The following is a 21607-nucleotide window of genomic DNA, read 5'->3' on the forward strand; positions in this document are numbered from 1 at the left end:
GGAAGCCTCAAGCGTGTAACGGTGTGTGACGGTTCGCGGCAAAGGGTAGTCAATAGACATGCTGCGTATCGGCACGTGGAGGTCGCCCGAGTCGGTCGATGTCATCGCCTGCGGCTGGCACGACGGCGGCCCCGGCCCTCTCGGGACGGGCGTCAAGCTCATCTACGGCACGCCCGGCCCCGCGCCGCACCTCCCCGGCCTCCAGGTCGGCGAGCTGATCGCGCGGAGCGCGGAGGAGATCGCCGAGCTGCTGGTGCAGGGCATGGACGTGGTCCGCACCGCGCCGGGCGGCTGCCCGGCCGCGCCGGTGGTGGCGGCGGGCATCTGGCACTACGGCTGGACGCGCCGCGACCGGGGAGCCCTGGCGGGGGCGACCGTGGCCGGGCTGGCGCTGGCGGCGCAGCCGGGCCCGTGCATGGTGGAGATCTGGCGCGACGGGCGCAGCTCGCTCGACGGCGACGTGACGGCGGCGGCGGTCCGCGCCGACCTGGCCGATCGCTTCGCGGGCGGCCGCTACCGCACGCCCGAGGTCACGGTCCCGCTGGAGTCGGTGCGGCTGAGCCAGGAGGCGCCCAGCCGGATCCGCATCGCCCTGGCCGCCGCCCACTGATCCGGCGCGGTTGGGCGGCGCGACGAAAAGGGCGCGCCCTGTTGGTGGTCCACGACGAACCGCACGCCCCCGCGATGGCATACCGTCGCAGGGGATCGTGACGGAAGGGTGGATCGTTGATCGAGGTCAGGGAACTCCACGAGATGGTGGAGCTCGAACGCGTCGACGCGCTGTTCGACGACATCTGGCATTTCGGCCCCGGCGCGCCGCCCATCACGATCGAGCTGATGCGGGCGCTGTCGCACGCGGGCGGCTACGTCGCGGGCGCGTTCGACGGCGACGTGCTCGTCGGCGGCTCGGTGGGCTTCCTCGCGGCGGACCGCACGCTGCACTCGCACGTCACGGGCGCGACCCGGCGCGGCGTCGGCCTCGACCTCAAGCTGCACCAGCGCCGCTGGGCCCTGGAGCGCGGGCTGGAGCGCATCACCTGGACCTACGACCCCCTGGTGCGCCGCAACGCGCACTTCAACCTGGCCAAGCTGGGCGCCAGGCCGGTGGAGTACCTGCCGTGCTTCTACGGGATCCTGGACGACGCGATCAACCAGGGCGACGAGTCGGACCGGCTGCTCGCCTCGTGGCCGCTGACCGCGCCGCACGTGGAGACGCCGGCACGGCGGGAGCCGTACGATCAGCCCGGCCCGGGGGACGCGGTGGTGGCGCTGGCCGACGAGGGCGGACGGCCGGTGGCCGCGCCGGTGGGCGGCGCCGATCGCAGGGTGCTGGTCGCGGTCCCCGAGGACATCGAGGGGCTGCGCCAGGCCGACCCGGGCGCGGGCAAGGCGTGGCGGCACGCCGTACGCGAGGTGCTCGGGGGTCTGATGGCGGAGGGCCACGCGGTCACGGGGTTCTCCGGGAAGCGGTACTACGTAGTGGAGAAAGCGTGAAGATCACTGGAGTTGAGCTACGGCGGATCGCGATGCCGCTGGTGGCGCCGTTCCGCACCTCGTTCGGCACCGAGACCGCCCGGGACGTCCTGCTGGTGCGGGTCGTGACGCCCGACGCGGAGGGCTGGGGCGAGTGCGTGGCCATGTCCGAGCCGCTCTACTCGGCCGAGTACGTGGACGGCGCCGCCGAGGTGATCCGCCGCTTCCTGCTGCCCGCGCTGCCGAAGAACCTCGGCGCGAACGACGTCGCCCGCGCCCTGGAGCCGGTCAAGGGCCACCGCATGGCCAAGGCGGCGCTGGAGACGGCGGTGCTCGACGCGCAGCTCAGAGCGGCGGGCGAGTCGTTCGGCCACTTCCTCGGCGCGGCCAGGACGCGGGTGCCGTGCGGGGTGTCGGTCGGCATCATGGACTCGGTCCCGCAGCTCCTCGACGCCGTCGCGGGCTACCTGGACGAGGGGTACGTGCGGATCAAGCTGAAGATCGAGCCCGGCTGGGACGTCGAGCCGGTCCGTGCCGTGCGCGAGCGGTTCGGCGACGACGTGCTGCTCCAGGTGGACGCGAACGCCGCCTACTCGCTGGCGGACGCCCCCCGCCTGGCCAGGCTGGACGCGTTCGACCTGCTGCTGATCGAGCAGCCCCTGGCCAACGACGACCTGGTCCAGCACGCCAGGCTGGCGCAGCGGCTCAGGACGCCGATCTGCCTGGACGAGTCGATCGAGTCGGCCGAGCACGCCGCCGCCGCGATCGCGCTCGGCTCCTGCTCGATCATCAACATCAAGCCGGGCCGGATCGGCGGTTACCTGGAGGCGCGGCGCATCCACGACCTGTGCCGGGCCAACGGCGTGGCCGTGTGGTGCGGCGGCATGCTGGAGACGGGCCTCGGCCGGGCGGCGAACGTGGCGCTGGCCGCGCTGCCCGGCTTCACCCTGCCCGGCGACACCTCCGGCTCGCGCCGCTACTTCGCCACCGACGTGACCGAGCCGTTCGAGCTGGTGGACGGCCATCTGGAGGTGCCCACGGGGCCGGGGCTCGGGGTGGAGCCCATCCCGTCGGTGCTGGACGAGGTGACGACGTCCACGGAGTGGATCACCCTCTGAGCCCGGGCGAAGCGCCGCTGACCCACCGCTCCAGCCACGCGATCATCCTCTCGTTGTAGTCGTAGCGGTGCGAGGGCCGGCCGCCGCCCTGGAACAGGTGGCTGGCCCCGGGGTAGCGCACGAGCGTCACGGGCACCCGCCGCTCGCGCAGCGCGGCGAACCACTGCTCGGACTGGCCGATGGGGCAGCGGTCGTCGCTCTCGCCGTGCAGGAGGAGGGTGGGCGCGGCGACCCGGCCCACGTGGGTGAGCGGCGACTGGGCGGCCAGGTCGCCGGGGCACTCGTGCTCCTTGAGCGCGAGCCCCATGTCGGACGTGCCGCTCATGCTGGTCAGGTCGGTGACGGCGCCACCGGCCACGGCCGCCTTGAACCGGTCCGTCGTGCCGGTCAGCCAGCACGTCATGTAGCCGCCGTAGCTGTAGCCGGTGACCGCCAGCCGCTCGGGGTCGGCGATCCCCTCGGCGACCAGGGCGTCCACGGCGGCGAGGAAGTCCTGAGTGTCGGCCAGGCCCCAGGCGCCGACGGCGGCGGTGTAGAACGCCTCGCCGTAGCCGTCGCTGGCGCGCGGGTTGATCGCCAGCACGGTCCAGCCGCGGGCGGCCAGGATCTGGCGGTAGACGCGGAAGCCGTCGAGCACGGGGGCCCAGGCGTTGTGCGGGCCGCCGTGGATGTCGAGCAGGAGCGGCCCGGGGGTGGCGGCGTTCCCGTCGCGCCAGACGAAGCCCTCGACGACGGTGCCGTCGGGGGCGGTGAACGTGCGGCGTTCCGGCACGTACAGGTCGGCGTCGCCGGGCGCGTGGGCGGTGAGCCGCCGCGCCTCCGGCTCGCCGGGTTCCAGCAGGTAGATCTCGCCGGCGCTGTGCGGGGTGGCGGCCACGTACGCGATGCGGCCGGCCGCGGTGCTCGCCCCGGCGACGCTGACCTCCTCGGGCACGATCTTGGTGGCGAGCTCGCCGCCGGGGATGCGGTAGAGGTGCGTGCAGCCGCCGTCGCGCGCGCAGAACACGAGGTCGTCGCCGAGCAGCGCCGGGGAGGCGCCGGGGTAGCCGGGGTGGCCGGTCATCACGTTGCGGTCGAGGCCGGTCTCGATCTCGGCCGCCCCGCCGGGGCCCAGCTCGTAGAGGCGGACGTGCCCGACGGGGCCGCCCTTCAGCGCGGCGGTGATCAGCCGCTCGCCGAGCCACCACACGCCGCCGCAGAGAAGTTCGGGGCCGGTCAGCCGCTCGGGCCGGCCGCCGGAGACCCGCACGGTCCAGGCGGCGCCGCCCGGCCGCAGGTCGCGGTCGGCGTCCAGGTCGGCCGCGAACGCCAGCCGCGTCCCGTCCGGCGACCAGGAGGGCTCGCCCGCGTGGAAGTCGCCGTCGGTGACCTGGGTGCTCTCCCCCGAGGCGACGTCGACCACGAACAGGTGCGTGGTGATCCCGCGCAGCAGCCCGGCCCCGTCGGCCTTGTAGTCCAGCCGGTCGGTGACGACGGGCGCGTCCGGGTCGGGTTCCGGGCCGGCCGGTCCCGCGTAGGCGATCCGGGTCCCGTCCGGCGACCAGCGCGCGGGCCCGGCGCCGAGCGGGGCCCGCGTCAGCGCGTACGGCTCGCCGCCGTCCATGGGCAGCAGGTGGAGCTGCGCCTTGCCGTCCACCGGCCGCAGGAACGCCAGCGTGCGCCCGTCGGGCGACCACCGGGGCGCGCTGCCCCGGGCCAGGCGGCGCGGCTCGGCCTCCGGGGCGGCGAGCCAGATCTCCGTGTGGTTCTCGTCGGCCTCCGGGTCTGCGGTGGTGAGCGTGTACGCGACCGCGCCGCCGTCGGGGCGCAGCGCCGGGTCGGAGGGCACGGCGAAACGATGGATGTCGTCGAGACCGATACGTGACATATCCGCACGGTAGGGCATCATCGCCCGCTCTGCTTCGGTCTGCCCGACGAACGGCGGGGCCCCGCGTTGTGCCACCCGCCAACCGGGTCGAGGACAATGTGGGGGAGGACGTTAAGGTGTGATGATCCTCCGCCGGTTTCGGCACCTCACTTCCCGAGCAGCGGGCCCGCCTGTCGCGGCGTTCGCGAGATTGGATGGTCAACGATGGTTGGCAAGCCGGAACGGCAGGTGGCCGTGTTCGGTGCCGGGTACATCGGTCTGGTGACCGGTGCCTGCCTCGCCGAGCTGGGGCACCGGGTGGTGGTCCGGGACATCGACCCCGACAAGGTCGCCCTGCTTCGCTCCGGCGACGTGCCGATCTACGAGCCGGGCCTCGGCGACATGATCGTCAGGAACAAGGAGCGGCTGACCTTCACGCTGGATCTCGCCGAGACGCTCGACGGCGCCGAGATCGCTTACGTGTGCGTGGACACGCCGCCCTCGGCCTCCGGCGACGCGGACCTGTCCCGGATCTGGTCGGTGGTGAAGTCGCTGGAGGGTGCCACGCACCTGAAGGCCGTGGTGGTCAAGTCGACCGTGCCGGTCGGCACCGGCGCCCGGGTGCGGGCCGCGCTCGACGCGGCGGGCCTGGCCCACGTCGGCTACGCCGCCAACCCGGAGTTCACCGCCGAGGGCCGCGCGGTCGCCGACTTCATGCGCCCCGACCGCATCGTCATCGGCGCGGGCGACGAGGCCACCGCGCAGCTCATCGCCGACCTGCACCACGGCGTGGAAGGCCCGGTCGTGGTGATGGACGTGCGCTCGGCCGAGATGGTCAAGCTCGCCTCCAACGCGCTGCTCGCCACGAAGATCAGCTTCATCAACGAGATCGCCACGCTGTGCGAGAAGACCGGCGCGGACGTCGAGGAGGTGGCCCGCGCCGTCGGCCTCGACCACCGCCTCGGCCCCCACTTCCTGCGGCCCGGCATCGGCTGGGGCGGCTCCTGCTTCCCGAAGGACTCCGAGGCGCTGCGCCAGCTCGCCAGCAACACCGGCTACCACCTGCAGCTCCTTTCGGCCGTGATCGAGGTCAACAACCTGCAGAAGCGCCGGGCGATCCAGAAGCTGAAGGACGAGCTGGGCACGCTGGCGGGCATGCGGGTGGCGCTGCTCGGGCTGACGTTCAAGCCGGGCACCGACGACATGCGCGAGGCGACCAGCACGGTGCTGGCCTCCCGGCTGCTGGCCGAGGGCGCCGAGGTGCGCTGCTGGGACCCGATGGCCCGGCCGGGCGAGGTGGAGCCGTGGATCTCGACGACCCGGCACGCGACCCCGGAGGAGGCCATGGCGGGCGCCGACGCGGCGGTCGTGGTGACCGAGTGGCCGCAGCTCAAGGAGGTCGACTGGGCGCAGACGGCCGCGGCCATGCGGCGGCCGGTGCTCTTCGACGGCCGCAACCTGCTGGACCCGGCGGGGATGCGCGCGCTCGGCTACACGTACATGGGCGTCGGAAGGCCGTAGCCCCCGCGGAATAATCCGTTGCGGTGCGGTGCTGATGCCCGCACTATGTTCCTCATGTTCCCGTACGCGCGCCTCGCGACCCCCGCAGCATCGCTGCCGGGCTCGTTCGCGTGCGACGGCCTGGAGCGCTGACCTCTTCCCGTTAGTTCCGGAGTGACCCGGCGGGGGGAGGTTGCCGACCCTGACGGGTCACCGAGGATCCAGGTTCTGGGAAAGGGAACCCATGGCCAAGCAGGCCTACGTACGGAACAAGCCGCATCTCAACATCGGCACGATGGGGCACGTCGACCACGGCAAGACCACGCTGACCGCCGCCATCACCAAGGTGCTGGCGCAGCGCGGGCAGGCCACGTACACGCCGTTCGAGCGGATCGACCGGACGCCGGAGGAGGCGTCCAGGGGGATCACGATCAACATCTCGCACGTCGAGTACGAGACCGCGACCCGCCACTACGCGCACGTGGACATGCCGGGGCACGCCGACTACGTGAAGAACATGATCACGGGGGCGGCGCAGCTCGACGGCGCGATCCTCGTCGTGTCCGCGCACGACGGGATCATGCCGCAGACCAGGGAGCACGTGCTGCTCGCCAAGCGGGTCGGCGTCGAGCACCTGGTCGTGGCCGTCAACAAGGCCGACGGCGCCGACCCGGAGCTGACCGACCTGGTCGAGCTGGAGCTGCAGGACCTGCTCGCCGAGCACGGCTACCAGGGCGTCCCGATGGTCCGGGTGTCCGGGCTGCGGGCGCTGGAGGGCGACCCGGTCTGGACGGCGTCGGTCGAGGCGCTGCTCGACGCGGTGGACTCGCACATCCCCGTGCCGGTGCGGTACGTGGACGCGCCGTTCCTGATGCCGGTCGAGAACGTGCTGACGGTCACCGGCCGCGGCACGGTCGTCACCGGGGCCATCGAGCGGGGCACGGTGCGGATCGGCGACACGGTCGAGGTGGTCGGCTTCGGTGACGGGTTCTCCGCCGTCGTGACGGGCGTGGAGACGTTCGGCAAGACGATGGAGCGGGGCGAGGCCGGCGACAACGCCGCCGTGCTGCTGCGGGGGGTGCGCCGCGAGCAGGTGCGGCGGGGCATGGTGCTGGCGGCGCCCGGCACCCAGCACGCCCGTGGCCGGTTCACCGCCCGCGTCTACCTCCTGACGCCGGAGGAGGGCGGGCGGCGGCGGCCCGTCACGTCGGGGTACCGGCCGCAGTTCTACCTGCGGACGACGGACGTGCCGGGCGAGCTCGTCCTGCCTGACGGCTCCGGTGCCCTGCCGGGGGAGACCGTGGAGGTGACGGTCGAGCTGGGCAAGGCGGTGGCGGTCGAGCCGGGGCTCGGCTTCGCCATCCGCGAGGGCGGCCTCACGGTCGGCGCGGGCACGGTCCTCGCCGTCCCGGACGCCTGACCCCCACGGTGCGGGACCGGCCCCCCGGTCCCGCACCGCCCAGCCGCCACCGCGCACTGCGCTCCGGCGAAGGCCGGGCCCCAGCACGCCGGGGTCCGGCCTTGGCAGGGGTCAGAGCTCGTCGAAGCGGACGCGGAGGGTGGCGCGGCGGGCCCTCAGGTCGTAGGCCGGCAGCGGGCCTGGACCGCAGGTGGCCGTGCCGATGCCCTGGTGGGCGAGGTCCAGGTGGACGTACGCCCGCTCCCCCGCCACCAGATCGGGCCGGTGGCGGGCGGCGGCCAGCTCCAGGGCGCTCCACCGCCGCACGGTCAGCCCGAACACCGGCTCGCCCGACACCCGGAAGCCGCCCAGCTCGGCCCACCGCACGTCGGCGCGGTGCCCGTTCTCCTGCGGGTACACGTACGGCGTCTGCATCGACTCCACCGTGGCCGACCACCGCCCCACCCGGGCGGCCATGCCCGTGTCCGGGTACACCTCCCCCGGCCCGAGCCCGAACCACGTCACCCGGTCCACCGCCGAGCCCGGCAGCGACATCGTGACCCCGAGCCGCGGGATCGGGTCGCGCCAGTCGCCCTTCGGCTCGATGTCCAGCAGCAGCCGCAGCCCGCCGTCGAAGCTCCACCGGTACGTCGCCACCATCCCGAGGTCGGTGTCCGCCGGCGCGACCCGCGTCCGCACGGTCAGCCCGTCGCCGAGCGAGATGTCGTCCACCCGGTGGGTGAGCCGGTGCAGGCCGAGCTCGCGCCACCGGGCCTCGAGGCCGGCGGCCCTGTCGTTGTCGGTCGGAGCCCGCCACAGGTCGAGCCTCGGGCCCTCCACCCGCGTGCCGAACAGCCGGACCAGCCGCCCGGTCGTCGCGTCGAACGCGCACCCGCCGACCGTCAGCTCGCCGCCGTCGCGAGTGCCGTCCCAGATGCCGCCGCGCGCGCCGTCACGCGTGAACGCCACGGTCGCCACGTGCTCCCAGGGCTCGTGCCGTGCCAGCAGCGCCTGCCCCCAGGCCACCTCGTGCCCGGCCGGCCCCCACGGCAGGTCCTCGGCCAGCACCGCGCGCACCGTGAGCCAGCGCTCGCCGTCCGGCCCGTCGGCCACCTCGGGCAGCTTGCACTCGCCGCCCGCCGCGGGCACGTCGAGCGGGTGCTCGGCGACCGTCTCCCCCTCGACCTGCACGGTGGCCGTGAACCGCAGGTGCGACAGGTCCGTGAAGCCGTAGTGGTTGACGACCCGCACCACCCCGTCACCGAACTCGAACCGGACCGGCTCGAACACCTTCTTCAGGTCGATCAGCCCGGGCGACGGCGTCCGGTCGGGGAACACGAGCCCGTCGATGACGAAGTTCCCGTCGTGCACGGGCTCGCCGTAGTCGCCGCCGTACGCGTACTCGTACGCGGGATGCGCCAGCCCGTGATCGATCCACTCCCAGATGAACCCGCCGGCCAGCCGCGGATACCGCTCGAACAGCTCCTGGTACTCGGCCAGCCCGCCGGGCCCGTTGCCCATGGCGTGGGCGTACTCGCACTGCATGAACGGCATCGCCCGCCGCCGCGCGTCCAGCTCGGGGTCGTCGAGCGGGTCCTCCTCGTGCCTGCCGATGGCCTCGACCTCGGCGTGGGAGGCGTACATGCGGGAGTAGACGTCCGTGTGCTCGCACGACCGGTCGCCCTCGTAGTGCAGCGGCCTGGACGGGTCGCGCTCGCGGGTCCAGGCGGCCATGACGGCCAGGTTGCGGCCCACGCCGGCCTCGTTGCCGAGGGACCACATGATGATGCTGGGGTGGTTCTTGTCCCGTTCGACCATGCGGCGCATGCGGTCGAGCAGCGCGTCGGCGTAGCGGGGGTCGTCGGTGGGGTTGGCGCGCCAGCCGACCTGGCCGAAGCCGTGGGTCTCCAGGTCGCACTCGTCGATCACCCACAGGCCCAGCTCGTCGCACAGGTCGAGGAAGTCCGGGTGGGGCGGGTAGTGGCTGGTCCTGACGGCGTTGACGTTGTGCCGCTTCATGAGCAGCACGTCCTCGCGCATCGTCTCGTACGGCACCGCCCGCCCGTGCTCCGGATGGAACTCGTGCCTGTTGACGCCCTTGAGCAGCAGCGGGCGGCCGTTGGCCATCAGCACGCCGTCCACGATGGAGATCGTGCGGAAGCCGACGCGCACCCGTACCGTCTCGCCGGGGCAGGTCACCACGGCCTCGTACAGGCGCGGGGTCTCCGCCGTCCACGGCTCGACCTCGACGGTGACCTCGGCGCCGGGCTCCAGGCCGTCGATGCCGAGCTCGGGGACGCTGAGCGTGCCGGCGCCCTCGAAGCTGAGCGTGCCGCGGCCGTCCTCGTAGGAGGCGTGCACGAAGACGTCGGCGGTGGATCGGGTGAGCGTGACGCCGCGGAAGATGCCGGGCAGCCACCACATGTCCTGGTCCTCCAGGTACGTGGCGGCCGACCACTGGTGCACGCGCACGGCCAGCACGTTGCGGCCGGGGCGCAGGTACGGGGCGGCGTCGTACTCGGCGGGCAGCCGGCTGCCGGTCGAGAAGCCCAGCTCGTGCCCGTTGAGCCAGACCCGGGCGAACGACTCCACCCCCTCGAACCGCAGCCGCCCGCCCGTCCAGCCCTCGGGCAGGTCGAAGGCGCGGCGGTAGTCGCCGGTCGGGTTCTCGTCGGGGACGTGGGGCGGGTCGATGGGGATGGGGAAGGAGACGTTGGTGTAGGCGGGGGCGCCGTGCCCCTGCAGGACCCAGTGCGACGGGACCGGCAGGTCGTCCCAGCCGGTGTCGTCGTAGTCGGGCCGGGCGAAGTCGTCGGGGACGCCGGCGGTGGGTGAGAGGCGGAAGCGCCACGTGCCGTTGAGGTCGAGGCACGGGGCGTCGGAGCGCAGTGCCGCCCTGGGTTCCAGCCGGCCGGAAGCGGGGGAGAAAGTTTCGAGGTCCATCTCCGCCGAGCCTAGAGGTTCGGGACGAATCAGTCAGCGATGGGGTCGGTGTCCGTCCCGGGCGCTCGCGCGAGCGGGCCGGAACGGAGCAATGCCGGAACGAAGCAGAGCCTGAACGGAGCAGGACCTGAACGGAGGCGCCGCCCCCGGCTCGCGAGGGGCGCGTCAGCCCCCGGGCGCCCGATGGCGGCAGGGCCGGATGGCCGCGGTGCTCGACGCGGCGGCCAGGTAGCCGGCCAGCAGCGCCTCCGCGACCGCGCCCACGGCGGCGTCGCCGGGCAGGAAGGCGGGGCTGTGCAGGCCGCTCTCGGTGTCCACGCCCACGAACATCATCAGTGACGCCGCCACGTCGCCGTAGCGGGCGAAGTCGTCGGCCCCGCACGAGCGCAGCTCGTCGTTCACCGACCACCCGAGCTCCCGCAGCCGCTCCCCCGTTCTGGCGGCCAGCGACCGGTCGTTGACCAGGACAGGCTCGCCGGGCATGATCTCGACCACGGCGTTGCATCCGTACGCCCTGGCCGTGTCCTCGGCGACCTGCTTGAACCTGCGGTGCAGCCGCCCGCGCCACTCCTGCGACATGGTCCTGAGCGTGCCCCGCGCCACCGCCTCGCCGGGGACGGCGTTGGGCGCGCTGCCCGCGTTCACCGTGCCGAACGTCACCACCGTCGGCGCCATCGGGTCGGCGACGCGGCTGACCAGCTGCTGCGCCGCCACGATCACCTGCGCCATGGCGAGCACGGGGTCGCGGGTGAGATGCGGGTACGCGGCATGCCCCTCACCTCCCTTGACGGTCACCCTGAACTCGTCGGAGGCGGCGTTCACCGGGCCGGGGGCGCAGGCGATCGTGCCTTCGGGCAGCACGGGCTGCACATGGGCGCCGATCATGGCCCGCACGTCGTGCCTGCGGAGCACGCCGGAGCTGACGACGTCGAGCGCGCCGGAGGGGAAGGTCTCCTCGCGCGGCTGCAGCACGGCGAGCAGCGGCACGAGCCCGCCCCCTGCCGCGGCCCGCGCCGCCCCCTCGGCCGCCGCCCCCTCTGCCACCGCCCCTGCCGCCGCCCCCTCGGCCGCCGCCAGCACGGCCTCGACGGCTTGCGCCGCGTCCGCGGCGGCCGTTCGGGGATCGGCGCCGGCGACGTCCCCCGAGGTGACGGCCGCGACGGCGCGGGCGAGCGCGACCACGGCGGCCAGGTGCACGTCGTGGCCGCAGGCGTGCATGGCGCCGTTGACGGCGGCCCATGGCACGTCGGTGCGCTCGGCGATCGGCAGCGCGTCCAGCTCGCCCCGCACTCCCACCGCCGGCCCCGGCCCGCCGACCCGCAGCACCGCGCCCGTGCCCGCCACGTGCTCGGCCACGCCGCCGGGCAAGGCCGCGAGCACCCGCCGCAGCGTCGGCCCTTCCTCCCCCGACACGCACGGCGCGGCGTGCAGCTCCCGCCGCAGCGCCACGGCTGCGGGCAGCTCGCGGCGCAGCGCCGTCCGCAACGCCACCTCCACGCCCACCTTGCGACCGTCGACGAACGTCCCCGCCATGAACCCCCCAAAATCGCAGCAGCTTCCTCCGGTCGAACCCGTCGAACCGGCCCAAATCCTTACCGCTTCCCCCGCCAGCGGCACTCAAGCCCCGAAATCACCTTTCAGCCCAGCCCGTAAACCCGCCGCGCGTTCTCCACCCCCACCATGGTGGCCACCCGCACCGCCTGGGCCGCCGACCACTCGCCGTCGGTCACGAAGCCGCCCAGCACCCGCGCCATCGCCCGCCGCCACAGCACCGACCCCAGATGGTGCAGCTCGGCCGGCCCCCACGCGTCGGAGGAGTAGAGCAGCTTCGCGAACGGCGCCACCTCCAGGCTCTCGGCCACCAGCGCCGCGCTGCGCGCCCCCGTGTAGTTGACGCCGAGCCCCACGTCGAAGAAGACGTTCGGGTACGCCTGCGCCAGGAACCCCGCGTGCCGCTGGTACGGGTAGCAGTGCAGCAGCAGCAGCGGCACCCCGGTCGGCTCGGCCAGCTCGATCAGCCCGCGCAGCAGCAGCGGGTCGGCCCGCCGCAGGTCCAGGTCCGGATCCCCGAAACCGGCGTGGAACTGCAGCGGCAGCCCGAGCTCCAGCCCCGCCCAGATGAGATGCCGTACCAGCACGGGGTCCGACAGCCGCCCGCCCCCGGCGGCCAGCCACCGCCCGGCGGCCTCGGCGACCTCGGCCCGCGACGGGGGCGCGGGGTCGAAGTCGAGCCCGCACCGGTAGGCGGCCACGCTCTTGAGCCCGCGCGCCGTCCCCGCCCGCTCCCGTAGCGCCTCGGCGAACCGCCCGGCGAACGCGTCGGCCGCGCACCCGGTGGCGGCCACCTGCTCGGCCACGCTCTCCAGGCGTACCACCTCGTCGGCGGGCGCCCCGCCGGCCTCCGCCATGCCCGAGGGCCCGAGCAGTTCCTCGCCCCGGTAGCCGGTCTCGACCAGCAGGTGCCCGAGCCCGGCGGCGCCGAGCAGCAGCCGGTTGACCTCGTCGGCGCCGAGCCTGGCCCGCCTGGCGAGGTACTCCTCGGGCGCGCAGAAGGGTTCGAGCCCGAGCACGGGCGCGCAGTGGCGCAGGATGGCGAAGCCGAGCTGGGAGTCGAACGGGGTCGTCCAGTCGGGCACGGGCCGGTCGGACTCGCTGATCATCTCCTCGAACGCCGTGCGCGACAGGTCGTGCGCCACCGCCCCGTGCGTGTGGTGGTCCACCAGCGGCAGTTCCTCGATGGCGCGGGCCAGCCCGGCGGGCACGAGGTCGAACTCCATGGTCATCGGCGAACCTCCCCCGCTGTCGTACCCGCGGCCCAGGGAGCGGACACGCGAAGGGCCCCGCGGGACGATCACCGTCCCGCGGGGCCCCGGAGCGGACGTCAGGCGGCCGCCTTGGCGGTCAGCGCCACCTGGGCCTGCTTGGTGACGCCGCTGACCGTGACGGCCACCGTCACCTGTCCCGGCCGCAGCGCCGTCAGCGTGCCGGACCGGGGGTCGAGCACGGCGACGTGCCACGGCTTGGCGGTCTTGCGGGTGCCGACGTGCAGGTTCGGCGAGCCGGACCAGGTGACCGACACCGGGTAGGCGGCGGGCACCGTACGGGAGGCCTGCTCGACCGCCGCCGTCACCGGGGCGGGCACGCCGACCGCGACCGTGGCCGGGGCGGTGAGCGTGAGGCCGTCCACGTGCGGCCGCACCTGCGTACCGATCCAGTCGGGCGCGTCGGCGAACCAGTTCCGCTTGACGTGCTCGGCCTCGGCCCGCGTCACGGGGTCCACGCCCCACAGCGACCATCCGGTGAACCCGCCGTCCTCGGGGGCGGTGGCGGGGTTCTTGCCGGAGTTGCCGTTGATGAAGTACGGCACCGCGTCCACGCGCTCGGCGTGGAAGGTCCCCACGTGCGCCCCGATGAACGCGGCGCCCTTGCCGGTGGCGCGCTGGAAGTCGGCCAGCCAGCCCTCGACGAGCGCGGCCTCCTTGCGGTCGCCGAGCTGGCTGCCCTTGCCGGGCGTGGGGTCGCGCGGCGGCACGTGGAACAGGACGGCGACGGACCCGATCGAGCCGTCCTCGGCCGCCGCGTCCAGCAGGGACCGCAACCGGGCCACCTGGTCGTAGCCGCCGCCCCTGAGGGTGAGGCGGGAGGTGTCCAGGGTGATGAAGCGGGTGCCCTTGTGGTCGAAGGTCTGGTAGGTGTCCCCGAAGACGGCCTTGAAGTTGTCGATCTTGCCGCCCATGACCTCATGGTTGCCCGGAATGTAGTGATATTTCACCGTTCCGCCGAGCTCCTCGTCGAGGATCTTCTTCGCCAGCGCGAAGTCCTCCGGCGACGCCTCGTCCACCAGGTCACCGTTGATCACCAGGAAGTCCGGCCGGGCCGCCCTGATCTCCTGAAGGGTGCGGCGCGCGTTCCTGACCAGGTCGCTGTCCGGGTTCCTGGCCACGAACTGCGCGTCCGACATGACCGCGAACCGCCACGGCATCGTGGAGACCTCGCTCCTGACCACGGGGTCGGCCTTCCTGGGCGCCGCCGGGGCCGAGACCGACGGCGGCACCTTGGCGACCAGCCCGTCGATGAGGATCTCGTTGGTGTACTTCACGTCGGCCTTCGTCTCGGCCACGTAGAAGCGCCGCAGCTTGAGCGGGTAGTTGACGCCCGGCGGCACGGTGAACTCGACGTACTTCCAGCCGGTCCACGTCAGGTAGGGGCCGCGCAGGATCTGCGACTGCCCGAGCGCGTCGTAGAACTCCAGGCTCGGCCACTCCCCCTTGCCGGTGGAGTTGATCCACAGCCCGAACGCCTGCGGCTGCCCCTCGACCACGATCTGCTGGGGCGGGCTGGCGTACGCGGCCCGGGTGGCGGTGGAGGTGGTGAAGTCGTACGACAGCTTGAGCCCGCCCCCGCTCTGCCCGGGCGCGGCCGACAGCGAGCCGGTGGCGCGGGCGGCGGCGAACGTCCACCCTGCCGCGTCCTCGAAGTCGGCGACCGGCTTGGACTCGAACCCGACGGTCACCGGCACCGCGGTGCTGATCCTGCCGACCTTGGCGGTGATCAGGCCGGAGCCGGTGGCCTGCCTGGCCTTGACGGTGAAGGAGCCGTGCTCGGTCGCGGTGACCTCGAACAGGTTTCGGTCGTAGTCGAGCGTGAGGTCGCCGGGCTCGATGGGCGCGGAGTTGCCGTTACGGTCGTAGCCGACCACGCCGAACGTGGCGGTGCCGCCCTCGCCGGCCATGCCGAGGCGGTCGGCGGTGGCGCCGAGCCGCTCCAGCGGCTGCAGCACGGTCAGCTCGATGGTGCCCTTGGCCTTGCCGCGCGAGGCGGTGACCGTGGTCGTGCCGGGCACCAGGGCGTGGAACCTGCCGTCGCGGATGACGCCGTGCACGGCCGGGTTCGCCCGCCAGGCCGGGGTGCCGGCGGCGGGACCGTACGTCTCGTCGTAGCCGGCGGCGGTCAGCCGCCTGGTCAGGCCGGGGAAGACCCGCTCGGGACGGCCACCGGCGACGGGCCCGACGCCGGGCGCCTTGGCGGGGTCGCTGGCGGTCTCCAGCCAGAAGCCCTTCAGCTTGCCGCTGCCCTCGGGCGCGTAGAGCGCCAGGCCGTTGGGGACGTGACGCTCGCCGCCGTCGGAGGGGCTGTTCTCCACCTGCACGTCGGCGGAGCCGGGCTCGCGGGCCAGCATGGTGGAGGAGCCGCCGCCGTCGAGGTTGAGCGCGTTGGCGGCGCCGAGCTCCTTCATCATGGCGGCCAGCTCGTTCAGCGTGACGCCGCGGCTGTCGACCTGGCGGCCGTCCACGGTCAGCAGGTACATCTTCCTGCCGTCCGCCGAGAACCCGACGGCGGTGCGCGGGTGCGCGGCCGGGTCGGTCGAGTTCTGCACGACGCCGTCCTTGACCAGCACCCAGTTGCCGCCCACGGCGGCCTTCACCGAGCTGCCGTCGGAGGGCTTCGGCTGGTACGCCACGTCCACCTTGTCGCCGGCCTTGAGCGCGGACAGGGCGGCGGCCCCCGCGTCCCGGCCAAGCAGGATCGTGGTGCCGGCGGGGATCGGGCCGGTGCCGGCGGAGCCGCGTACCTCGGAGACGACCCCGTCCACCAGCACGACCTCGGCGACGGAGGTGGCGCCCTCGACCGCGCGGGCCCGGTTGTAGGACCCCCACAGCGGCGTGAACAGGCCCACGCCGTCCCGCTGGATGATCTGGTTGAACTGGGTGAGCTTGACCGGCGCGCCACCGGACGGGGTGGCGGTGCCCTCGAAGTACATCTTGAGCACGCGACCGACCCCGTCGCCGGTGACCGCGACGGCGTTCTCGTGGCCGGCGACCGGCGACTGGATCAGCGTGCCGTTCTGCACGCCGATGCCCTGCGCGGCGCCGGAGTTGTTGATGTCGAAGAAGTCGCCGTTGACGGCCGCGACGGCCCGCGAGCGCTTGGCGGGCCCGGACAGCGGCTCGGTCTTGGACACCTCACCGGAGAAGACGTAGTCCGCCCTGTTCGCCGAGCCGTCACCGCCCAGATCGGCGGTGACGGCGTCCGCGCGCAGCCAGCCGAGCGCGTCGTAGGTGTCGAACGAGGTCAGCGAGATGCCCGGCGCCACCGGCCGGGTCTTCTTGGCGGTCTCCAGCCGTTGAGGTGCCGCGGCGGTGGGGGCGAGCAGCGTGGAGGAGGCCTGATAGGACGACGCCGTCTCCAGCGCGTCCTCTGCGGGAGGGGTGGGATCGGCCTGCGCGGGCGCGCTGAGGGCCACGGGGCCTAACACGAGCGCGGCGGCGGCCAGCAATCGGAGGGTCTGCACGACCGAACTCAATCGCTCGTGGATATAACTTTCAAGACATAAGGATGAACTAAAAGAAAATTTCAGATCTTGTACGCCTCCCACCTCGCCTTTCAGGATGGTTCGTAGCTCGACAGGCGCTCCACCGCGAGCTCGCGCCGGCCGCGATGGCGGGGCTGGAGCCGCTCGTCCGCGAGCTGCACGGCCTACACCTCGCCCGCGAGGACGTCGTCATGGCGGCCACGCTCGTCCACCGCGCGCCCGAGCGGCTCGTCCTCACCTGGAAGGCGCACCCCGGCGTGCAGCACCAGCGGCACGGCCAGCGCCACCGCCATGGACAGCACGGCCGTGCCGGAGTCGTTGACCAGCATGCCGACGACGCCGCTGGCCAGCGCGCCGACCAGCCCGGCCCGCAGCATGGGCGCCCGCGCGAACGCCCTGGGCACCAGGCCCGCGCTCACCTGCCCGGGCCGCAGCACCGCGAACACCAGGAACACCAGCCCGGCCAGCACGATCGGCATGAGGTTGGGCGAGAGCAGCGTGTGCAGCATGGCGCCGAGCTTGCGGCCGATCATGGGCCAGAACGTCCCGTCGAGCACCTGCCCCACGAACCTGCCCAGGTGCGTCTGCGACTGCGGCGGCCGCAGCCAGTCCAGCACCGCGATCACCGACACGGCGACCCCGCCGAGCGCGCTGAAACCCACCAGTTTCAGCAGCGACACCTTCCTGCCCGCCACCAGCAGCGCGGTCACGGCGATCCCGGGCGCGAACGCGATCACGCCGCCGAAGTCGCTGCCCACGCCCGGCCAGCCGGCCAGCAGCGTCGCGATCACGCCCAGGCCGGTCACCCCGGCCACGGCCAGGCGCCTGCGCCCGGCGCGCACCAGATGCTCGGCGGCCACGGCGGCGCCCATCAGCACGGACGTCGCCAGCAGCGCGAACGGGATGTTCGCCAGCCCGTAGTACCGCCCGCCGACCACGGCGGTGTATCCCATGAGCGCGTTGAACTGCAGGTGCGTCCCGGTCAGCAGGTCGCCGACGAGCACCGCGAAGTTGATCATGCAGACGGCCGCCGGCGGGCCGAGCGGGTCGCGCCGCCACGGGCCCAGCAGGGCGATCGCGCTGAGCGCCGCCGTCACCGCCAGCACGCAGCCGATCAGGGTCGGCGGGATGTTCGGGCTGTGGTCCCAGGGCAGCAGGTTCACCACGTACGTCGAGACGGGCAGGCAGGCCATCGCGATGGCGGCCACGCCGACGAATCCGAGCCTGCGCCGGCGGGAGAGCAGGAGGTAGGACGCGACGTAGAAGGCGACCGTGAGGGTGGCGAAACCGGTGAAGAAGTAGCCGGTCATCCCGCGCACGGTGGTGCCGGCCAGGTCGGCCCGCACGAGGTCGGCGGAGCTGATCGGCTCGCCGAGCCGCCACGGCAGCCCGATCACCTCCGGCGGGGTGGCGATGCCGGCGGCGGTCAGGACGGTCGGGGTGACGTCGGGCAGCAGCACGATGTCGTCCCGCCGCGCCGAGTTCCCCCCGATCCGCGGCCCCACCACCTCGCCACCGGCATCCCGCACACTCACATCCGCACCACCACCGGCCCACGCCCTCGCATCCGCGCCACCACCGGCCTGCATGCTCGCATCCACGCCACCACCGGCCCGCACCTCCGCATCGACGCCATCGCCGGCCCGTGTGCTCACATCGGCATCGGAGCGCATGCCCTCGTCGCCGCCGGAGCGCACGTGCGCATCGCTCCCGGAAGCGCCGTCGGGCCGCGCGGCCGGGGTGGCGCCGGAGCCGCTGCCACCGGGTGTCGTGGTCCCTGCGCGCTTCCAGATGGCCACGCGCAGGTGCGGCGTGGAGCCGTGGTCGCTGATGCCGGCCAGCACGATCTCGGTGCCGGCGGGCAACCGGTCCAGCGCCGCGCCGACCTCGGCGTCGGCCTGGCGGGCCAGATCGCGCCGCCGCTCGGGCGAGAGCACCTCGGGCTCCTGCGGCAGCCTGCCGTCCACCAGGTACGGCTCGATGAGCGCGGCCACGTCCACGGCGAGCACCCGGCAGCGCGACCAGTCGCTCAGCCCGGCGGGCGTGGCGGCGTACAGATCGACCTCGCCCTCCTTGTCGGCCAGCGCGAGCGCCGCGCCCCTGCCGACGGCGGCCGTGCAGTGGCCGGCGGCGTGCACGGCCGCGCCGAGCGTGCCCGCGTTGGCGCCGTCCCGCGTGGCGTGCAGCTCGCGCATCCCGGGGACGACCGCGCCCTGCCCTCGGACGATCGGCTCGGGGGAGAGCCCGCAGCGCCGCCCCACGGCCGCGCGCACGCCCGACGACACGCTCAGCCACCCGTCGTACGGGCAGGTCACGGTGCCGACGGCCTTGACCGACAGGGATCCGAGCCCGCTCTGCCCGGCCAGCTCCCACAGCCGCGGCGTGTCACGCGGATCGAGATCGTCCCACAACAGCCCCGGCACCCCGATGAACGCCACCCGCCCACCGGCCCCCTCGCCCGCCCCAGCCCCATGACCGGCCCCGGTCTCCTGGCCGGCCCCGGCCACCCGGCTCACCCCGGCGCCCTGACCGGCCCCGGCGTCCTGGCCCGCTCCGGCTCTCTGACCGTTCCCGGCCTCCTGGCCCGTCCCGGCGACGGCGACGGCCGGGCCCGACCACCACATCGTCCCGACCACCAGCAGCAGCAGTACCCACCTCACCGTCGAGCCCCCATCCGGATGCGGCGATCGATTCGGAACGCGGGCCACCCTACCCGTGCCGAGGGCTCAGGCGGCGGGTTTGACGGTGATCAGCCGATCCAGTGCCGCGTCGTAGGAGGGATCGAGCCAGTAGCCGGAGTGCCACCGCGTCTCGGGCAGCGGCTCCCCCGGCCCTGGCCGGAGCGGATCCCAGCAGAACCGGTCCACCGCGTCCCGCTGCCCGCCGGCGAGGGGATCGACGCGGCGGAAGGCGGGACCGCCGATGGGGTCGCTCAGCCGGTAGAGGTTGCACCAGCTCACGCGCTCCCGTACGGCGCTCAGGCCGGCGCCGCCGAAGTAGGCGGGGAAGAACGGCGCGTACAGGCGGCGCAGCGGCGACCCGTGCGTCAGCAGCCGGACGCGCGCCCGCTGCCCCGGATCGAGCTGCAGCACCAGGGCGGCCACGATGACGCTGCCCTGGCTGTGCCCGGACAGCACGACCTGGTCGCGGTCGGTGGGGGCGAGCCGGCCGACGCGCGTCATCAGCTCGGGGATGACCCGCTCGGTGTAGCAGGGCGGCGACAGGGGGTGGATGGCGCGCGGCCAGAACGTGCAGATGTCCCACAGGATCCCGACCGTCCTGCGCAGCCGGGTGTCACGGTACGTGCGCCGCCCGATCACCACCAGCGCCACCACGACGGCCACCATGGCCCAGCTCCCGATCGAGGCGAGCAGCCCGGCGATCCCGCCGTCCGGCGTGAACAGCCGCAGCCGGTGGATCACGGTCACGGCGGCGGAGCCCGCGACCCCGATCCCGGTGAGCACGCCCAGCACGAGCCCGGCGCGGTCGGTGAGCGCCGCCAGCGCCCACGTGCGCGCGACCACCCGGGCGTCGTCGCGTTCGAGGTAGTACGGCTTGAGCTCCGGCGCCAGCCGCCCCGCCTCCGCCCGGCGGCTCAGCCACAACCCGGCGGCCACGACGACGAGCCCGGCCAGCAGCAGCGGCACGAGCGCCGCCGTCCACCAGACGGCTTCGTCCAGGAACAGCTTCCCGCCGACGGGCTGCGGCGAGGCGGGATGCGCGGGGACGCCGAAGTACGCGGCCGTCCAGAACAGCAGCCCGAGCGCCATGACGTTCGCGCTGCCCACGGCCACCATCAGCACCACCCACGCGGCCATCCCGCCCAGCGCCCGTCCCTCCCCCCGCCCGCCGGGCTCGCCCTGCCGATCCATGCGGGCCAGCACGGCCGTGGCGACCAGGATGAACAGCGCCAGCCCGACCGTCACCGCGTACTGGAACGTTCCAATACCGACGCCGGGCAGCCACCACGCGCTCGTCCCCGCCACGCGGGCCGGCATTCCCGCCAGCGCCGCCCCGGCCGTGGCCAGGAACGCCACCGGCGCGGCCACCCGCAGCGCGTGGCACGCGAACGTCAGCCACGCGGGCGGCCGCTGCCCGGTGTGCGGATCCAGCCGCCGCGCGATGGACGGCAGCGCGGCCAGCACGGCGGCGGCGAGCATCACGCCCGCGTTGGCCACGGTCAGCGCGAGGCCGGTGGCCGTGCCCGCGAACGGCGCCGACACGGCCACCGCGATGGAGCCGATCGAGAAGGCCACGTGCACGACCCGCAGCCGCCACACCGGCGCGGCCCCGTGCCACAGCCTCGGCCTGGCCAGCAGCACCCCGTCCTGGAAGGCGGTCTCGGGCGGCACCGTGCGCTCGTCGCGCAGCCAGGTGCGCCGCGCGATCCACCACAGCAGCACCACGACCAGCAGCGGCACCAGCGCGGTGACGGCCAGCCGCCTGGACGGCTCGTCGCCCCACAACACGCCGAGCCAGCGCACCCACCCCGGCGCCGTGTCGTAGGTGCAGGCCCGCCCGGCGGCCGTGCACTGCCAGCCGACGAGGTCGACGCTGGCCCGGGTGACGGCGCCGACGAGCGTCCCGGTGAGCAGCAGCGCGAACAGCCGCTGCGCCGCCTCCGTCACGTGCCGCAGCCGCACGCCCCGCGCGGGCCTGGGCAGCATGAAGTAGGACAGGTTCGCCAGCGAGAACGGCAGCAGGAGCAGCCACAGCGCGATCGTGCGGCCCCCGGAGGTGAGATTCCCCCACGCGTACGCCTCGCGGCGGCGCACGCCGGGCACGTCCGGATGGTCGCCGGACGGCCGCCCGCCCTCCCACCACCGCCGGTAGAACCCGGTGGTGCCGTCGCCCGCGACGAGCCGGGGGTGAGGGTGGCCGAGCGTGCCGGCCGGGGGCGTGCCGGAGACGCCGTGCACGCGGAGCTCGGTCACGCCCCCGCAGGTCTCGTCGAGGAAACCGTCCATGTGACCAGGATCCAGCCAAGACCACGATTACGCAAAGTGATTGTTCGA

At 73.9% G+C, this 21607-nt stretch carries 12 protein-coding genes; 5 read left to right on the forward strand and 7 right to left on the reverse strand.

Going from position 1 to position 21607, the window contains the following annotated elements:
* Positions 1-58: 58 nt before the first annotated feature.
* The 3 genes from ACBJ32_RS07995 to menC all read left to right on the forward strand — a co-directional run bounded on the left by ACBJ32_RS07995 (position 59) and on the right by menC (position 2591).
* Positions 59-610 carry an acyclic terpene utilization AtuA family protein gene (locus tag ACBJ32_RS07995; protein WP_375126164.1) on the forward strand — a complete coding sequence of 184 codons (552 nt, stop codon included), beginning with the start codon at positions 59-61 and terminating at the stop codon, positions 608-610.
* A 116-nt stretch (positions 611-726) separates the two neighbouring features.
* A complete protein-coding gene (locus ACBJ32_RS08000) occupies positions 727-1494 on the forward strand; it encodes a GNAT family N-acetyltransferase (RefSeq protein WP_375126165.1) in 768 nt (255 codons plus the stop codon).
* Positions 1491-2591, forward strand: coding sequence for an o-succinylbenzoate synthase (gene menC / locus ACBJ32_RS08005; protein ID WP_375126166.1), 1101 nt, complete (start codon positions 1491-1493; stop codon positions 2589-2591). Before ACBJ32_RS08000 ends, menC begins: the two co-directional genes overlap by 4 nt.
* Here the strand turns inward: menC and ACBJ32_RS08010 are convergent.
* Entirely contained in the window at positions 2581-4458 is a 1878-nt protein-coding gene (locus tag ACBJ32_RS08010; RefSeq protein WP_375126167.1) for a S9 family peptidase, read from the reverse strand. The genes menC and ACBJ32_RS08010 overlap by 11 nt on opposite strands.
* 204 nt (positions 4459-4662) lie before the next feature.
* Here ACBJ32_RS08010 and ACBJ32_RS08015 point away from each other — a divergent pair, with 204 nt between their 5' ends.
* On the forward strand, positions 4663-5958 hold the full coding sequence (locus ACBJ32_RS08015) for a UDP-glucose dehydrogenase family protein (RefSeq protein ID WP_375126168.1): 1296 nt from the start codon (positions 4663-4665) through the stop codon (positions 5956-5958).
* A 223-nt stretch (positions 5959-6181) separates the two neighbouring features.
* Positions 6182-7357 carry an elongation factor Tu gene (gene tuf, locus ACBJ32_RS08020; RefSeq protein ID WP_375126169.1) on the forward strand — a complete coding sequence of 392 codons (1176 nt, stop codon included), beginning with the start codon at positions 6182-6184 and terminating at the stop codon, positions 7355-7357.
* Positions 7358-7468: 111 nt separating this feature from the next.
* Here tuf and ACBJ32_RS08025 read toward each other — a convergent pair whose 3' ends face one another.
* From ACBJ32_RS08025 to ACBJ32_RS08050, 6 genes are all read right to left on the reverse strand, one after another.
* Complete coding sequence (locus tag ACBJ32_RS08025; protein WP_375126170.1) at positions 7469-10279, reverse strand: glycoside hydrolase family 2 TIM barrel-domain containing protein; 2811 nt, start codon at positions 10277-10279, stop codon at positions 7469-7471.
* 165 nt (positions 10280-10444) lie between these two features.
* Entirely contained in the window at positions 10445-11812 is a 1368-nt protein-coding gene (locus ACBJ32_RS08030) for a M20 family metallopeptidase (protein WP_375126171.1), read from the reverse strand.
* 104 nt (positions 11813-11916) lie between these two features.
* Positions 11917-13062 carry an amidohydrolase family protein gene (locus ACBJ32_RS08035; RefSeq protein WP_375126172.1) on the reverse strand — a complete coding sequence of 382 codons (1146 nt, stop codon included), beginning with the start codon at positions 13060-13062 and terminating at the stop codon, positions 11917-11919.
* Positions 13063-13160: 98 nt separating this feature from the next.
* Positions 13161-16571: a phosphodiester glycosidase family protein gene (locus tag ACBJ32_RS08040; RefSeq protein ID WP_375126173.1), complete on the reverse strand. Its 3411-nt coding sequence runs from the start codon at positions 16569-16571 to the stop codon at positions 13161-13163.
* A 185-nt stretch (positions 16572-16756) separates the two neighbouring features.
* Positions 16757-19252, reverse strand: coding sequence for a hypothetical protein (locus ACBJ32_RS08045; protein ID WP_375126174.1), 2496 nt, complete (start codon positions 19250-19252; stop codon positions 16757-16759).
* 66 nt (positions 19253-19318) lie between these two features.
* A complete protein-coding gene (locus ACBJ32_RS08050) occupies positions 19319-21559 on the reverse strand; it encodes a hypothetical protein (protein WP_375126175.1) in 2241 nt (746 codons plus the stop codon).
* Positions 21560-21607: the final 48 nt, after the last annotated feature.

The sequence above is a fragment of the Nonomuraea sp. GTA35 genome, from assembly GCF_041950525.1.
GTDB lineage: Bacteria > Actinomycetota > Actinomycetes > Streptosporangiales > Streptosporangiaceae > Nonomuraea.

Coding starts and splice junctions, on each gene's coding strand:
- ACBJ32_RS07995 (WP_375126164.1), top strand. CDS start 59: ATGCTGCGTATCGGCACGTGGAGGTCGCCCGAGTCGGTCGATGTCATC.
- ACBJ32_RS08035 (WP_375126172.1), bottom strand. CDS start 13,062: ATGACCATGGAGTTCGACCTCGTGCCCGCCGGGCTGGCCCGCGCCATC.
- ACBJ32_RS08025 (WP_375126170.1), bottom strand. CDS start 10,279: ATGGACCTCGAAACTTTCTCCCCCGCTTCCGGCCGGCTGGAACCCAGG.
- tuf (WP_375126169.1), top strand. CDS start 6,182: ATGGCCAAGCAGGCCTACGTACGGAACAAGCCGCATCTCAACATCGGC.
- ACBJ32_RS08010 (WP_375126167.1), bottom strand. CDS start 4,458: ATGTCACGTATCGGTCTCGACGACATCCATCGTTTCGCCGTGCCCTCC.
- ACBJ32_RS08015 (WP_375126168.1), top strand. CDS start 4,663: ATGGTTGGCAAGCCGGAACGGCAGGTGGCCGTGTTCGGTGCCGGGTAC.
- ACBJ32_RS08030 (WP_375126171.1), bottom strand. CDS start 11,812: ATGGCGGGGACGTTCGTCGACGGTCGCAAGGTGGGCGTGGAGGTGGCG.
- ACBJ32_RS08050 (WP_375126175.1), bottom strand. CDS start 21,559: ATGGACGGTTTCCTCGACGAGACCTGCGGGGGCGTGACCGAGCTCCGC.